The organism is Dyella sp. (genome assembly GCF_036384435.1).
In the GTDB taxonomy this organism is placed as follows: domain Bacteria; phylum Pseudomonadota; class Gammaproteobacteria; order Xanthomonadales; family Rhodanobacteraceae; genus GSA-30.
Genome location: NZ_DASVMI010000157.1, coordinates 44,616 through 61,867, shown reverse-complemented (window position 1 = coordinate 61,867; position 17,252 = coordinate 44,616). Strand labels below are relative to the sequence as shown.

General features: G+C 61.4%; 9 protein-coding genes. 1 reads left to right on the top strand and 8 read right to left on the bottom strand.

Features of this window, described 5'->3' with window-relative positions:
• Positions 1–73 precede the first annotated feature (73 nt).
• From VF436_RS15370 to glk, 8 genes are all read right to left on the bottom strand, one after another.
• On the bottom strand, positions 74–1,165 hold the full coding sequence (locus VF436_RS15370; RefSeq protein WP_330904901.1) for a glycerophosphodiester phosphodiesterase: 1,092 nt from the start codon (positions 1,163–1,165) through the stop codon (positions 74–76).
• Between the two features lie 145 nt (positions 1,166–1,310).
• Entirely contained in the window at positions 1,311–4,232 is a 2,922-nt protein-coding gene (locus VF436_RS15365) for a glycosyltransferase family 32 protein (protein ID WP_330904900.1), read from the bottom strand.
• Between the two features lie 208 nt (positions 4,233–4,440).
• The gene (locus tag VF436_RS15360) at positions 4,441–6,156 is read right to left on the bottom strand and encodes an alkaline phosphatase (RefSeq protein ID WP_414649869.1); all 1,716 of its coding nucleotides are present in this window, start codon (positions 6,154–6,156) and stop codon (positions 4,441–4,443) included.
• A gap of 63 nt (positions 6,157–6,219) precedes the next feature.
• Entirely contained in the window at positions 6,220–7,293 is a 1,074-nt protein-coding gene (locus VF436_RS15355; protein ID WP_330904899.1) for an acyltransferase family protein, read from the bottom strand.
• Complete coding sequence (locus VF436_RS15350; RefSeq protein ID WP_330904898.1) at positions 7,290–9,602, bottom strand: family 20 glycosylhydrolase; 2,313 nt, start codon at positions 9,600–9,602, stop codon at positions 7,290–7,292. The genes VF436_RS15355 and VF436_RS15350 overlap by 4 nt, the downstream gene beginning before the upstream one ends.
• 23 nt (positions 9,603–9,625) lie before the next feature.
• A complete protein-coding gene (locus VF436_RS15345) occupies positions 9,626–11,440 on the bottom strand; it encodes a glycoside hydrolase family 9 protein (protein WP_330904897.1) in 1,815 nt (604 codons plus the stop codon).
• A gap of 220 nt (positions 11,441–11,660) precedes the next feature.
• Entirely contained in the window at positions 11,661–14,396 is a 2,736-nt protein-coding gene (locus tag VF436_RS15340) for a TonB-dependent receptor (RefSeq protein WP_330904896.1), read from the bottom strand.
• A gap of 111 nt (positions 14,397–14,507) precedes the next feature.
• Positions 14,508–15,485 carry a glucokinase gene (glk, locus tag VF436_RS15335; RefSeq protein ID WP_330904950.1) on the bottom strand — a complete coding sequence of 326 codons (978 nt, stop codon included), beginning with the start codon at positions 15,483–15,485 and terminating at the stop codon, positions 14,508–14,510.
• A 484-nt stretch (positions 15,486–15,969) separates the two neighbouring features.
• Here glk and VF436_RS15330 point away from each other — a divergent pair, with 484 nt between their 5' ends.
• Positions 15,970–17,238 carry a sugar MFS transporter gene (locus VF436_RS15330; RefSeq protein ID WP_330904949.1) on the top strand — a complete coding sequence of 423 codons (1,269 nt, stop codon included), beginning with the start codon at positions 15,970–15,972 and terminating at the stop codon, positions 17,236–17,238.
• The last annotated feature ends 14 nt before the right edge of the window (positions 17,239–17,252 follow it).

The window sequence follows — 17,252 nt, the reverse complement described above, 5'->3', positions numbered from 1 at the left end:
GCTCCTCCCCGGTTCCGCCTTCGCGGTCCGAGTGTAGCGCCGTTTCTTGTTTGAAACGCCAGCCTGACCAGGCTCAACGGCCAGCTAGCGCCTTGCGGCCAATCGCCGGATCATCGGTAAAGAACGCGTCGATGCCGGCATCGAGATAGGCGCGGATCTCGGCTATCGATCCCGCTTCGTTGAACTGCCTCGGATCGCTGCCTTGCCAGAAATCCTTCGCCTGAAAATGATTTTCGGGTCTGAATGTATAAACGTGCACTTCCAGGCGCTCGGCGTGGGCATCGCGCACAACCTCGGTGGCCTCGCCCAACCGGCCATCGGCGCGCAGCGGAATGATCGCGCGCATGCTCGGACCAATCGCATCGGCATACGTGGCAATATCGTGCAGACCTTTCGGTTGCAACATCTGACCGTATGTCAGTTTGCCGCCGGTGGCGACGATATCGAACGGCTGCTGGTCGAGATCGTCGATCAATTGCAGCAAGCGAATGTTCGGATGGTTCTTGCCCAGACGGCTGCGCAGATAGCGCAGGTTGGCCGTCTCGAAGGACTGGATCTCTATTGGCGCGGTGCGTGTGTAAGCATGTGCATCCAGGGCAGCGATGACCTTCTGCTCCATCGGTAAACCGATCTTCTGGAAATACGTGCCGTGCTTGATCTCCGGGATGATACCAATACTGCGCTCATGCGTAGCAGCCTCGGCAGCCACGAAATCGATGATCTCGTCGAACGTGGGGACCTGGAACTGGCCGTCATAGCGCGTGCCGCGAAACTCTGGCAGGCGTTCACGCGCACGCAGCGTCTTTAGTTCGGCGAGGGTAAAATCCTCGGTGAACCAGCCAGTGACGCTATGACCATCGATGATTCTGGTGGTCTTGCGCTGCACGAACTCAGGATGCTGGGCTACATCGGTGGTACCGCCGATTTCGTTTTCATGGCGTGCCACCATCACACCGTCGCGCGTCATGACCAAGTCTGGCTCGATGAAATCCGCGCCGTCGGCGATCGCCTTGGCATAGGAAGCGAGCGTATGTTCCGGACGCAAGGCGCTGGCGCCGCGATGCCCCAGGACCATAACCTTGCTCGCGATGGGGGCTTGTGATGCCTGCACATGGGACATGATGACAACCAGGATCAAGACGACGAGAAGCAGTATACGTTTCATGATACCAGCGTAACCCGGCGTATCTTGCGTTGCCGTGACAAGTGCCCGGTCCGCCTGATTACAAGGGACAATCTGCGTGGCTTATGGTCCCGGCGACGCCATGAGCCAACTGGCGCGAAGATTGTTGACCATCATGTGCTCTGGATCAGCGCGTCGTCTCCCAGGAGTGCTCGCCTCCCATGGAGATCGGATATCGATCCATGAACGGGAAAAGGTGCTCCTCGACTGCCTTCATCTGAGACATATATTCGGCTGGAGGTTGCATGATATCCAGGCGAAGCGGCCCTCCCTTTGCCAACTCATTATAAGCGGGATCGTGGCGTGACAGGATGTCGTTGAAAAGAATAGGCCCAGTGGTTTCGAAGACCTTTTTGACATACTCTGGAAATGCGTCAACATCTGAATGCATCGGTCGCTTACTGTCGAAATATTCGCGATTAACCTCAAAACGGGTTGCCATTTTTTCGATGACTTCCTTCAAGATTGGATTATCCGGAAGGCTGGCAAAATGACTGGTATTGAGACCTTTCAGGCCGGAGAGGCCATGCTGAACAGGAGAGTTGGCCAGAATCTCTCCTGGGGCTGCCATCAACGGTGTCGAAGGAAGCCGTGACGTAATCGTGTCGTCGGTATCCATGTAAATACCACCGTAGCGATCAATTAAACAGTAGCGAAGCGCATCTGATGCGGCAGCATAGTTGACGTGATTCTTCGAACGGAAATGGTCAAAGATCTTGCCCGCCTTGCTTTGCATGAACTCATTGAAGAATGGCTCTTCGCGTAAGACACTGACCTTGATGTTTGAAGGACCATCTTTGAACGCGTCCTTGATGGATTGCAAGGCTTCAGGGCCGTCGACATCGACGTGGATAACATGTTCCATGCTGGGACTGTTGTGCGCGTTGTCGATGATGTTCCTGGCCAGATGCTCAGGAAGTTTCGAGCCAAGCCAGATCGAGTGTATCTGCTGAGGTATCGGCTGGAGTTCGGCAGAAGCGCGCAAGGCCGGCAAGGACCTCAGTTCAAGCATCATGCCGTAGTTGGACTCCATTTTGTCCGGCGCATTACGAAGTTCATCGAGGCTGCCGCGTTGCCATTCACCGGTACGGTCTCGCCACAGGTAAAGGCTGCCACTCCGCTCTTTCCAGGCCTTTTCAGCGACATCGTAGACGACGTTCAGGATGCTATTGTTCCACTGGATCGTGGGATGGGCACGATCTATGTAAACGCCATCGACGCCGTCGGTGGGCACATGAATAGTTCGGCCCGGCAGCGCGGGGCGCGCGGGAAAGTCGGTGGCAGAAGAATCGGTGACGGCAGCCGGTTCGACTTCTATCACTTCGCCACCCGGCTGCTCGCCGCCGCCCGCTTCCTGGGCCAACTCTTCCGACGCTCGCGGCACCTGACCTTTGCCGGAGCTATGGAGCATACCCAGCCCCAAGGCGCCGATGGCCAACAGGCCGTCGCCAATCTGGACTTTACCCTTATGACGCTCCTGCTTGTCGTCGCCGTTGACGGCACGGTCGGCTCCCGTACTCAGCTGCACCAGCGGCGCGAGGTCCCCGAAGGCTATGGATATCCGGTCGATCTTATCGCGCCAAATTTCCCAGGCCGAACGGGTGTGCGTTTTGGCGTCCCGGATGGATTGCTCACGCGCATGCTCGAACATGTCCACGAACACGTCCCGGTCCTTGGACAGTGTTTGCCCGGATATGCGACTTTGCGCGCCCCCGTCCCCCTGGGCGACTGCCTGGATGATGGCTGCGGCTCCGTCAGGTCCCGTGTCCAGGCGAACGTCGGCCGGAAAGCGCGCAGCCCATTGCGCGCGGCCAGATGGCGTGCCGAGCTGTTCCGACATCCATTGCTGCATATGACCGGCATCGGCAAAGGACACGAAGCGCGGTTCACCACCAGCGATATAAAGCGTCTGGCCACCCTGAGGTTCGATGAAACGCAACACGTTGGTCAACGCCACCCGGTTGCCCGCGCTGTCGCTGAAGCCAAATCTTTCGACATGCACTGAAGTGTCAGGGGGCGAAGATGTACTCAACTGCGCCAATGTCACCGGGCCTTCCAGCGGTATCGCGGGTGCCGCCGCCTTCATCACCATCCGGTACTGCGAAGGATCGAGTTCTCCCTTGTCGCGAGCAACACGCGCATGGGCGGCAAACGCATAGCGCGCAAGCACGGGCCACTCCTTGCCATGCATGGACCAGTAGCTAGCGATCTGGCTGTCGAGGTTTTTGATGTAAGGCAGCTGTTCGAAGGAACCGCCCTCGAAGTAGCTCTCCGCCACCGACGGTAGCAGCACATCCCCATCGGGCCGCAGGGTCTGATTTCCCGGCAGAAAGCCTTTTTCATTCGCCTGGAAAATACCAAAGGCATCGTCCAGGTTGCGCAGATCCTCGCGGGTGGTTTCCACCACGTTTCCGGGTGCAAAGACCGTGTTGTAAATCCAGCCGATCGCGGTACGGCTGAAGATAAATTCACCCACTTTCTTGCCGATATCCAGGGGGCTCTGGCCTTGGATCAAACCATCGACGGTCTGGCCTGGCGATGGGCTGGCCCCTCCTCCCAGCACCCCTCCAATACCGTCTGCCAGCGCCCATCCGGCACCGTGCCCCTGCTGCGCGGAAAAACCTTGCATGACCGCCTCTGTAAGGGTCATCGTGGTATCTGGCTTGCCTTCGGCACGGGCCTGGGCATCCTTGAAATGCGCAACGATTTGCTTGTCGCCGTCGACGCCCAGGCGCTGCATGATCATTTCCCTAGCCACCGCTCGCGCATCCGGTGGCGCCAAGGCCATGTTCGATTGCATACGCAGCACTTGCGCGGCCCCTTGGGGGCTTGCCAGGGGTAACACATCAAAGCCACCGACTGGCGACACGGTCTCGTTGGCGGCCACGGGACTGTCATTGATGGCGCGTTGATCACGCCGGAGGGCAGCGCTGTCCATGCCGAATTTGCGCGACGCCACCCGGACCTGGGCCTCGAACTTGAGTGTCAGCCGGGTCTTACCGGACGAGCACAGCCACGTCATTGAATTGATCGAACCGGGGATTTTCACGTCGCCTCCTGCGTTTAGCCGTATCGTCCGTTCAGCGTCGATGCGATCCAGATCGCGACGCCGTGGTGATCCAGCTTCCCGCAACGAGGCATGATCGCGGTGGTAAGCCAATAGGCATCTTGCTTGAAAAGCAGCGTATCTGTGGATCACGTTGCCGGAGGTTCGACCAGGGATATCTAACGCATGACCGTGACAACAGGCGCGTGCACTAGCGTTGGCGTGAATCCATCCAGTCTTTGTAGAGCGGTCGGTTGATCGGCAAGCCCTGCGCATCGCATGCCTGCAAGGCACACAGCTCACGTACCAGGGCCGGGGTGTGCTGCACGATCACGTGAAAAATCGTGTTTTCTTCGATCTCGCCATGGAAAGCCGATGCGCCTGGGCCATACGCGAATACCGCAACGTCTTCGCCACCATGCGTCTCGGCCTTGAGTGGCACGGTTGCCTCCTGCATGTAGGATGGATCGTCAGTGCGCACGGTCGTGAGGTCTGGGCGGCCCATGGTGGCGGCCTTGAATTGCCCGGGCTCGTGAGGAAAGTGCTTGCTGCCCTCCGGCTGAATGTCGCTGGCGCCGACATAGCCCGCACCATTGGCGAAACCCAATGTCGTGTAAGGCTTGCCGGCCGCGTCAAGCGCGGGACCCGGGCTGCCTTTTTCGTCGTAGCTGTCGGTCACACCCGACACCAGGCCAAGCATGTCGTTGCCACGCCTTGGGTAGCCGGCAAACGTGAGCGTATGACTATGATCGGCGGTGACCACGATCAGCGTATCGGCCGGGTCGGTATGGTCGAGTGCAGCCTGCACGGCATCGGCCATGGCCACGGTTTCGTCCAGGGCACGGTAGGCATTGCCGGCGTGCAGGGCATGATCGATGCGACCGCCCTCCACCATCAGGAAAAAGCCTTTCGGATTTTGTTTGAGCACCTCGATGGCGCTGGCGGTCATCTGCGCCAGGCTTGGCTCACCGGCGCGATCCTGGGCGCGCTCGTGTTCGTAATGCATATGCGAAGGCTCGAACAAACCGAACAACTGCGGCGTATGTGACAGATCCAGCGCCTGGAGCTGGTCCAGGTTCCACACATACGCACCCTGGGGATGCTGGCGCTTCCACTCGGCAATCAGGTCACGCCCATCGGCACGTTGGCCATGCTTGTCGTGGTACTCGGGGTCGACCTGAGCGGCCGGCATGAATTCGGTACGGCCCCCGCCCAAGGCCACGGTGAGCCCCGCACGCTGCGGAAAATCCACCAGCTGCGCGGCAAAGTCCTTGCAGCCGGCCGTCCTGGCGGCGGCTGTGAGACCGGTATCGACCTCCCAGTTGCGTTCGGGCAAGTGTCCGTAGGTCGCCGCGGGTGTGGCATGCGTGATACGCGTGGTGGTGACGGCTCCGGTGCTCATGCCCGCTGCCGATGCTAGCTCCAGCATCGTGACCAGTTCCTGCCCCTTGCTGGCTGCACAATCCTGGCGAACGGGCACTTGCGAAATGCCGATGAAACCCGCGCGTGTCTTCACACCCGTCATGATCGCGGTCATGGTGCCGGCCGAGTCGGGAGTCTGCTGGTCGGTCTCATAGGTGCGGCTCAACGCACTGTACGGGAACTTCTCGAAACTCAACCGATAGCTTTCACCATCCACGCCCTTGCGCTGGCCGGCATAGACATGCGCCGCGGCGATGGTGGTCACACCCATGCCATCGCCCAGGAACACGATGACGTTCTTCGCCTTCTGCGTATGGCCTGCTCCGCCGTTGGCTCGCGCCGCTTCTGCGGCGCCATGGCGAAACCACCATTGCGGCGTCTCTCCTGCGGGACGCTGGATGGAAGGTACGTCGACCTGGGTCGTGTGGGCCGGTGGCTGTATCGCCTGGCTGGTGCAGCCGGCAAGCAACATGGAGCTCAAGGCAAAACTGCAACGAAAACGCATGGGTATCCTGCAACGACCGCACCAGGGAGCGCTCGATCATAGCTCAGGCACCGCAAGAAATTACTAAAGCTTGACGTACCAACGACGGCGGTCCATCGCGTATACGATCAGCCACCACACTGCAACAAACACCACGGCAAATGCCAGCGACGCTACGTATGGCCCTGCCATGGGCGTGATCCAGCCGGAAAACGCATGCGTGTAAATAGGATCCTGCAAACCCAATCCCGGCAGCAGGATCTGCATCAACTCGGAACCCGCATAGGCGGCGACCGCGTTGATGCCGAAACGTCGCCCAAAGGCAGGCCAACCGCGCCGGTCTACCAAGCGATGAAACAGCGCCAGCAATAACGCTGCCCATCCTGCACACCACAGCACGAACGAGGACGTCCACAGATTCTTGTTGAGCGGAAATACCAACGCCCACGCCGCACCGAGCAATACGCACGCCATGCCGGCTGCCCACACCACGCCCAGGCGCCCATCCCGCAACCAGCGACCGATACACAGGCCAATCAAGCAGGTGGCCAACGACGGCAACGAGGCGAGCAAGCCTTCCGGATCGTGGCCTCGGCCGGTGGCCGGATCGATCACGTAGACGAAGCGCCCGAACAGGGCCGTATCCGAGCGACTGACGATATTGATCCAGGGATCGAACGAGCCCCCCGCCAAGAGGATTGCCCAATACCCAAGCAGGATCGCCCCGATCGCCGCCCACTGCGTGCGTGGCTTGGTATAGATGGCAAACGCCGCCGTACCGGCAAAGCACAGGCCGATACGCTGCAATACCCCAGGGAAGCGCAGATGCGCACCGGGCATGATCCACCAGGCCAGCACATTGATCACAACACCCAGGGCCAGGATCTTCAGCGCACGCCACATCGCCGTGCGCAGCAGGGCGCCGCGATCGGCACCGCTAGCGACCCGAGGTTCAATCGCCAACGCCGACGACACACCCACGATGAACAGGAAGAACGGAAAGATCAGGTCCGTCGGTGTGCAGCCATGCCACGTCGCGTGTTCCAGCGGCCAGTAGACATGGTCCCAGTCACCGGGATCATTGACCAGCAGCATCGCCGCGACGGTGCAACCGCGCAATGCATCGACGGAAGCCAGCCGGCGCGGCGATGGATTCATGGCGCGCGCTCGTGGCGCAGCGATGCCTGGCCGATGGCATACAAAGGCCCGTCGATCGGCGAGGTAAATACCAGGCAAAGATCGTGATTGCCGTTGGCGGCCTTCATGGCGCCCTTGAGATTGAAGTTGAGTGAGCCTTCCGGTGCCGGCAACGGCAAGGTAGCCAGAACGGTGCCATCGCATCGGTCCTGGCGAACCACCAGTTCGCCGTGCGGCGTGGTCCCTGGATGGGACTTGACCAGCTTGGCATCGTGCGCCAGAGCGTAGTTGCGTGGCAGACGCGCCACGTCAACGCTGATCGACTGCACGCCGTCCAGATGCGCGCCACGGTACATGCGACATGCATCGAACACGTTGACGTTGTAGGTCGGCTCGACCGAGATGGCATCGGCGGTTGGCTGCAAGCGCAAGGTGAAGTCACTGCCGGGGCAATTGGTCAGTTCGCCGCTGTCCCGGCTCGCCAGCGTGTAGCGGTCGAAGACATGCATGCGCGGAGCTGCCAGCACGATGCCATCGGCGGCAAACGTCGCCGCGCGCACGGTTGTCGGCAACCCGACGGTCAAGGGCTTGGTATAGACCGCCGAGGTGGCCCCTGGCACGCTGCCATCCAGGGTGTAGCGAATCACTCCTGAATGCGCCTGGTTATCCAGGCTGATCACCGCCTTGCCGCTGGTGAGTGCGGCCTGGCGATCCACCTCAAAAGACGGCGCGAAGGCACTGTCGGCGACCTCCACGCCGGCGCCGCGATAGCGCTCGAACTGGGCAGGCAAACGCATCAGGAAACTGTTCCAGTTGCGCGCTGCCTTGGGCGACCATGCGGTCTCGGCGATGGCATCCAGGCGCGGAAAAATGGCGTGCTGGACGTGCTTGATGGTCGGCAGGTGCTCGGTCCACAAATTGGCCTGCAAGCCAAGCACATGCCTGGCCTGCGCGGCATCGAGTTCCTTGGGGATCGCCTCATAGGCGTAGATGTGTGCCAGGTCCATCGCGGGCAGGCGGCCGGAGTATTCGTCGTCGCGCTTGCTTTGCACGCTGTCGAAGTACAGGTCCGGGGCCGGCGACAACACGACATCGTGGCCTTGTCGCGCGGCGGCCACCGCACCCTTGGTGCCACGCCAGGACATGACCGTCGCGCTCGGCGGCACGCCACCCTCGAGAATCTCGTCCCAGCCGATCAGCCGGCGACCGTGCGCGGCCAGGTATTTGCCGAAGTGTTCGATCATCCAGCTCTGCATCGCATCTTCGTTCTTGATGCCCAGCGATTTCATCTGCGCCTGCACAGCGGGCGACGCCTGCCATTGATCCTTGATGGCCTCGTCGCCTCCCACATGGATGTATTGCGACGGGAACAGCGCCATGATCTCGTCAAGCACACCCTCCAGCACATGCAGGGTGTGCTCGTCGGTATTGAACAGATACGGGTTGACGCCCCAGTCGACGGAGACTGCTGGCCGCTTGCCGGTGACACCAAGCTCTGGATACGAGGCCACCGCCGCCTGCGCATGGCCGGGCAAGTCCAGCTCGGGCACGATGGTGATGTGGCGCTCGGCGGCATAGGCCACCATCTGGCGGATGTCATCCTGGGTGTAGAAGCCGCCGTACTGCTTGGGCTCTCCATGCTCGCCGGCACCCGGTGGCGTACGCCAGGCACCGATGCGCGTGAGCTCGGGATAGCGCTTGATCTCGATACGCCAGCCCTGGTCATCGGTGAGATGCCAATGCAGCACGTTGAGCTTGTGCAGCGCCATCTGGTCGATGATCGTGCGCACTTCGCCGGTGCTCTGGAAATGACGTACCGAATCGAGCATGAACCCGCGCCAGGTGAAACGCGGCTGATCCTCGATGTGCACGGCAGCCAAGGATACCGTGGTCGCGCCCGGCTTTGCCGTCAGCAGTTGCCATAGCGTCACCGCGCCGTAGAACAGACCCGCATCGGTGCGCGCACTGACGCGCACGCCATGCGCGGCGACATCGAGCACATAGCCTTCCGGATGATCGACCACTGCTTTTTCGTCGTGCACGAAGACAATCGACGCGTCGGCCGGCGCGTCGTCGCGTACGGCAAGCTTGGGACCGTGGGCTTGCGCCAGTTGCGCCACGAGGTAATCGGCAGCGTGCTTGGCCCCAGCGTCTGCCTTGGCCGCAATCACCGGCGTATGCGCATCCACGGTGAAGTTCCCTTGGGCGGGCGCCACCTTGGCGGGCATCGGAATCAGGTCCAAGGGGGCCGATGCACCATGACCGGCGGCGTGCGCCCCCATAGTGACGGTCAGGAGGGCCAGGTACAAGGCGTATCGCTTCGTCTTCATCGTCGCTCTCTTGAGGTCATCCATTACGGTCGGGGCAAGCTCACAGCCAGCAGATACCAGGCATCGTGAGGCAGCCACTGTTCGGTCCAGCGCCAGTCGTCGTCCTTGCCGGTCTGAGCATAGCCCAGGTCGAAAGCAATACCTTTCTCGTCATCCAGGCCACTGGTGATGCCATTGATGATGGCACCTGGCGCATTGGTGTACTGGTAGCTGTCGAAGAACATGTATGGCGCATTGTTGTGGCCGCTGGCCATCAGCATGCTGGTGTCGAACGGATTGCGACCGAGAATCCAGTGAAGCTGATTCCAGGCATACGCCTGCAATTGATGCTGGAATGCTTCATCGTCCTGGAACAAAGGAGCCGCCATGCGCGCGGCGGCGGCCAGTGACGCCAGGCGTGCATTCTCACCCTGCCACCACGGAGCGGCTTCGCTGTCGTGCGGAAAAAAGAATGCCACGCGCAGCTTGCCTTGCCGGTCGCGCACCAGTTGACGCGCCAACCCGAACGGATTGGCCGTATCGGCCGTCGCTTGCAGTTCAAACGCCAGCGATCGACGCAGCACATCGCGTATGCGTGCCTGCCGCGAGTCATCGGCGATCGAAGTATATTCGACCAGTGCCACCACTGGCAGGCCGGCATCGGAGGGATGGAAGAACGGACGCACGCCATCGTCGGCACGCCAGTAATCGTGGTAACCGCCATGATCGACCAGTCGCGCCATCAACTTGTCTGCACGCCCATCCGCCGCCTTGCGCCATGACGCATCCTGGGTCGCGCGATACAGCTCCACCGCTGCCAGCAAGGCGCAGTAGTCGTCGATGATGTTGTCCTTGCCGTCATTGGTCAGCTCGCCATTGTGCGCGTCCAGAAAGCGGTAGGCATCCTCGGCGGCGCGCAGGTAATCCTTGCGGCTGAAATCGCCCTCGGCATCCATCCGGCTGGCCAGGGCCAGCGCGGCGATTGCCATGCCACCCCCGGCGCGAAAGCTTGCCTCGTACGCATGCGGCCCACGCGCCGGCTGCTGGATGTACTCAGTCGTGTCGCCCGGCTTTTGCTTGATCTGGGTGCGCCAGTTCGGATCGCCGACATGCCGGTCCTGGGGTAGCTTGCCGGCACCGGAACCGTCGATGGATTGCCAGAACGAGCCATCCGGTCGCTTGTCGCGCACCAGGAAATCCGCGCCGAACAAGCCTTCGTCGAGCAGGCGGCGTTGGTATTCATGGAAGTTGCGATCGTGGCGCGCATCCAGCGCCTGCCAGGTGCGCAACAGGCTCCACGCCACCAGCGGCAATTGCTGGGTATTGAAATAGCGGGTGGGGTTCTGGTGCGAAAGATGGATGCCGTAGTCGCCGGTGGCGTCGTACCAGCCACCGCGCAGATCCAGCGTGCCGGCGCGTCCATCGGGATAGGCCAGCGTACGGTCGGCCTTGTCGAGCAAGCCGCTGGCACGCTGGCCCTTGAAGTAATAGATCACGTCGGACAACGTATGACGTTCGAGCACATTGTCCTGGACGTCGAAAATCCACGAGCGTTCGCCGTTGACCGCCAGATAGTAGCGACCCGGCTTGTCCAGCGCGCTGAAATCGGCCACCGCGTAGCGGCCCGGCCAGTGTTCGATCGCATCGCTGGTACCTGCGCTGCCTTGCCAGACGGTCTTGCCGCTATCGGCATCGACGACGGAGAAAGCGGTTTGCGGCGTGTCCGTACGCAGCATCGCCTGCTTGGGCGCGTGCGTGTCGTAGCCCACCTGGTCGACCAGGATATTCGAAGCGGCCATCGCCAGCGCGGGAGCGCTCGCCATGCAGAGTGCGAGCCACCGGGAACGGCGAAGTTTCATGCGTGTACTCATCCGGACACTATCGACCCGTACAGAGGGGCGAGAAGCCTGTCGTGATGGCTCGCCGTAACCGGAACGATCCGGCGAGCCTCACCAGCAGACATCCCGCAACGTGCATTGTGACGCCCTCGCGACCTTGACGAGCGAGGCGACACGTCCCACCGAAAAATCGGGCCCGGCAAATGCGCCGGGCCCTGGCGGGGAGGTTGTGCCTTAAACGTTAGAACTTGAAGCGGAGGTTGAGGTAGTACTGGCGACCGTTGTCGTAGAAGGCGTACGGCTGGCGGCCATAGCCCGGGTTGACGGTGTAGTACTTGAACTTCGGATTGTTGAGGTTCATCGCATCCAGCGCGACGGACATCCACTCGTTGATGTTGTAGCTGACCGACGCGGCAAGGTTGCCCATGCCAGCCTGGTAGAACGTGTCCGAACGGCTCACGCCAGCGTAGAACGACGAGCGATAGGTGTAACTGATACGTGCGTTGAAGTACTTGTTCTCGAAGTAACCCGACACGTTGTAGGTGTTCTTCGAGGTGCCCTGCAACGGCTTGCCGTCATCGGCATGGCCGCTGGCGAAGGTGTAGTTCGTCTGCACGCCGAAGTTTTCACCGATCGGCTGGATGTAGTTCAGCTCCACACCCTTGACGTTGCCGCCGACGTTGGTCGGTACGCTGACCTGGTAGGTAGCGAACACGTCATGTCCGGCGTTGGTGCTGGCCTGCACATCCTTGAACTGGATGGCCTGCGTGCCGAAGTTGACATAGTTATCCAGGTCCATGTTGTACACACCGGCCGACACCAGGCCGCGCGGCGCGAAGTACCACTCCATCGAGGCGTCGAAGTTGGTGGAGATCAGCGGCTTGAGCTGCGGATTGCCACCGGTACCGGTGTGGGTCAGGTCATCGAGCGAGTAGGAACCTGCCAGCGCGGAGTAATCCGGGCGGGTCATGGTCTGCGACGCGGCGAAGCGGGCGATCAGGTCATCGGTCAGGTTGAACTTCAGGTTGGCGCTGGGCAGGAAGCGACCCGAGCCACTGTTGTAGTTGTTCTTGTAGTAGTCACCAAAGGCCGAGCCGGTATAGGGGCCCGAGACGGTGTAATCAGACACCGAGCTGGTGTTGTAGTTGATGTCTTCCTTGGTGTGGACATAGCGCACACCAACGTTGCCGCTCCAGCGATCACCGGTGAAATTGGCCTGCACGTAGGCGGCCGTGTCCTTTTCCTTCACCTTGTAGATGTTCTGCCAGTTGTAGCGGGCGATCGGATCGCGCGTGGTGTACTGGGAATCGAACTGCGCAAGCTGGCCGGGGCTGTAGTACCAGATCGGGCCCGGGGCGGAGACGCCCAGATCACCGTTGAAGCTACCTGGATAGTTCTGCCAGGAGGTGGGGTAGTTGGCCAGATTCTGCCAATCGCCGGCCGGACCCTGGCCGATATCGCTCTTGTTCTGGCGAGTGTGATCGGAGTAGCGCACACCGAAATCCAGCGAGGACAGCGGGATATCGTCGAAAGCCAGCGAGCCATCGGCCTGGAAGAAGTTCTCCTTGTCCTTGACGTGGATGTCCTGGTCGCCAAAGATCCAGCCAGCCGAGGGCAGGATGCCCGACGGCGTGGAGTTGTCACCCCCAACGCCCCAGTTGATCGGCTTGCCGGTGCCATTCATACCCCAGGTACCACCCTGGCCTGCGCCATAACCCACTTCCAGCACGTTCTGGGTCGGGCTGTCGCCCTTGCCCTGGGTGGTGCCGACCTGGCCGGTAAAGGTCAGGTGGTCCGTGGCGCGCCACTCGGCGTCCAACGTGGTGTATGCCGAGGACGATGATGCGCCCGGACGCGAGATCTGGTCGTACACGCCCGAAGGCACGGTGCTTCCAGGAACCGGGGCAAACGACGCATTGGTCAGTACGTTGCCTTTGACCTGATACCCCTGCAGGCCCGCACCACTGGGGACAAACTGGCTCGTCCACAGCATGTAGTTGCGGTTGAAGTTGTCGGCCTTGAGCTTGGAGTAGAAGCTGTTGAGGTTCAAGGTCAGGTTGTCGAGCGGCTTCCACTCCAGGTCCACCGCGCCACCCTTGCGGGTACGGGTCTGGGTGAACAGCGTCGAACCGATTTCATTCGGGTAGTACACGCCGGCGAGATCCGGATGGGCCTGGGCAATCGCGCTGGTGGCGGCGATCTGGTTGTAGCCGCCGACCACTTCCTGGCCATCGCGCTGCAAGCTGCGCTTCTCGTAGAACGCCTGCGCCATCACACCGAAGGTGTTGTCGTCGCTCTTGTAGTTGAACAGGCCGCTGAACTGCGGCTTGGTGCTGCTGGGCAGATCCGAGTACACGCCACCGACGGACAACTGCGTGGTGTACTGCTTGGCGAATTCCAGCGGCTTGCGCGTGATGATGTCGACCGAACCGGCGGCGCCACCTTCCTGCAACTTGGCTTCTGAAGACTTGTGCACCACCACTTCGCTGACGATTTCCGACGGCAGCAGGCTGTAGCTGACACTGCGGCCGACCGTCTGCACCTGGCTGAGCACGAACCAGTCGCCGGTGCCGATGGTGTGGCCGTTGACCAGGGTCTGGGTCATGCTGGGGTTGGTGCCGCGCAGGCTGACGCGGTCACTTTCGTCGAAGCCGCCTTCGCTGGCGCTGGACGAGCTGATGTTCACGCCCGGCAGGCGTTGCAGGGTGTCGGCTACGTTCTTGGCCGGCAGTTTGCCCACGTCCTCGGCCGTGACGATTTCCACGTGCGCATCGGCGGACTTCTTCAGGTTCAGCGATTCGGCTTCGCTATCGCGGATACCGACCACTGTGACGGTGTTCAGGTCCTTGACGTTCTTCGAATCCGGGCCCTGCTGCGTGGCCGTGTTCGACTGTGCGGTGTCCTGCGCGAACGCGGCTCCGGAGATACAGAGTCCGGCAACGATACTGGCTGCAAGTAGAGTCTTACGGTAAGACATGGCTTCCTCCCCTCAGAGGCGAATCAACAGCGGTTGGTTTTGGCGTGCTTGCGAATGCTTCTTGCTGGCTTGCTTATCGATCGACGTGCTAAAGGCATGCTGTGCGCTCCCTTATCGAACCGGCCGGCTGTCCAGGAACAACCCGGCGGCACCGATGACCCCATGCTGGCCGTGTTCCATCAGCCGGACGGGAACCTGTTGCAGGAAAGCGCGCATCACGCCCTTGTTGAAAAACCGCTCGGCGAAGCGGCTGACGAGCAGCGTGTCGCGGATCTGCGGCAGGATGCCGCCGGCCAGGAAGACACCGCCGCGAGCGCCGTAGAGCAGCACCAGATCGCCGACGAAGCTGCCGAGCAGGCCGCAGAAAACATCCAGCGCCTCGACGGCCACGGCGTCGCTGCCATCGAGCGCGGCCTGGGTGACGGCGCTGGGCTCGTAGAGCGTGACCGCGCGCTGGCGCAAATCGGAGATGGCGCGATACAGGTTGACCAGGCCCGGGCCGGACAACGCGTCCTCAAAACAGACGTATGGCCGGTCGCGGGCGAGCCAGCGCAGGATCTCGATCTCCAGCTCGTTGCCGGGCGCCAGGGCGATCTGCCCGGCCTCGGTCGCCAATACGGTCGGGTGCGGATGGCCCGGCAACAGCACCGCCGAGCCCAGGCCCGTACCCGGGCCCATCACCAGCACCGGACCTTCGGCGGGCACGGCGTCGGTAGGGATGACCGTGGTGCAATCGGCCTGCGACAGGTATTGCGCGGCATAGGCGACCGCTTCGAAATCGTTGACCACGGCCAGGTGGTCGATGCCCAGGCTGTCGCGGATGTCGCGAATGGACACCGGCCAAGGCAGGTTGTCATTGACGATGGCATCGCCCAGCACATAGCCGGCACTGGCCACGGCGCACTGATCCACGTGCACGGCATCGCCCAGGCGGCCGACGAAATCCTTCAGGACCGCCGTCAGGCTGGGCCAGTCTGCGCATGCATAGCGCTCGTACTGGTGCACCTGGATCGGCTGGCGCAGCCCCGGCTGCTGGCTGACCAGGCCGATGCGGGCATGCGTGCCGCCCACGTCGGCCGCGAGAAACATCGCGCCGGCCGCTGGCGATCCCTGTGCCCTGCTGTGGTTGACCACATCCGCCACGCCATCCCCCCGTCAAATCCCCGTCACGATTTTGTAAAAACGTGCCCTGATGCGGCCGGAGTCTGCGAATGGATGACAACGTTGTCAACAGGACAATTCGAAGTCGCTCGTTTTTCTGTTGCCGCAATGCAGCACGAGACAATGACGACTGGTTTTTTGTCTCGCCGAGTCAAATGGCATCGCCACGCCATTTAGATCGATGAATAATGACAAATAGGCGGTTTTTGCGCATCGCGCCATTGCCTATGGCGGCCTAGGCCGTCGGTCATGGGGCAATCCTGTGTCCGGCTTGTCTCGCAGGAGGACAACAATTGACAACGTTGCACGTTAGCGCCGATAAAGCGGCTCGGGGAAGGTCACGGCCCACCGGCTGTCTTAAGCTGTCACGAAGCGTCTTCGCGGGGAGTAGTGCTACATGTCGTCCACCACCATGGCCGCGCAGCAGCGGTCGTCGAGCCTGGTACCGATGCTGATCATCGGTGTGCTGTTCTTCATCTTCGGCTTCGTGACCTGGCTAAACGGTCCGCTGATCACCTTCGTCAAGCTGGCTTTCAACCTGGATGACGTCAACGCCTTCCTGGTACCGATGGCGTTCTACTTGTCCTATTTCTTCCTCGCCCTGCCCTCATCGATGGTGCTCAAGCGCACCGGCATGAAGAAGGGCATGGCGCTGGGCCTGTTCGTGATGGCGCTGGGCGCGGTGCTGTTTGGCCAGTTCATCACCATGCGCATCTACTACGGCGGACTGATCGGCCTGTTCGTGATCGGCGCTGGCCTGTCGCTGTTGCAGACCGCCTCCAATCCCTACATCAGCATCCTCGGTCCCATCGACAGCGCCGCACAACGCATCGCCTTCATGGGTATCTGCAACAAGGTGGCCGGGGCGCTGGCGCCGGTGACATTCGGTTTCCTGGTGCTCAAAGGCATCGATAGCTTCGGCGACCAGGTCAAGGCGGCGCCAACGCCCGAAGTGCGTGAGCAACTGCTCAATGCGTTCGCCGCCAAGGTGCACATGCCATACATGGTGATGGCCGCCTTGCTGGTGGCACTGGCAATCTGGATCGTGCGTTCGTCACTGCCCGAGATCAAGCCGTCCGGCGCCAATAGCGAGCAGGAAATCGGCCATCGCAAGGGCAGCATCTTCAGCTTCCCGCACTTGTGGCTGGGCGTGCTGTGCCTGTTCCTGTACGTGGGCGTGGAAGTGATGGCCGGCGACGCCATCGGCACCTATGGTCAGGGTTTCGGGCTGGCCCCGAGCGAAACCTCGCACTTCACCTCGTTCACCCTGATCGGCATGTTGCTGGGCTATATCGCTGGCCTCGTGCTGATTCCGAAAATCATCTCCCAGCAATCGTATCTGGCGGTGTCGGCCGTGCTCGGCGTGCTGTTCACGCTCGGCGCCTTCGTCACGCATGGCTACATCTCGGTGGGCTTCGTGGCCGCGCTGGGCTTTGCCAATGCCATGATGTGGCCGGCGATCTTTCCGCTGGCCATCAAGGGCCTGGGCAGTCATACCGAGCAGGGCTCGGCCTTCCTGATCATGGGCATTGCCGGCGGCGCGATTGTGCCGCAGCTGTTTGCACACCTGAAGGCCTACTACAACTTCCAGTTGGTGTTCGCCGCGCTGATGATTCCCTGTTACCTGTACATCCTGTTCTACGGTGCGCGCGGTCACCGGGTAGGCCAGCGAGGAACCTGAAACCGCCATCCCAA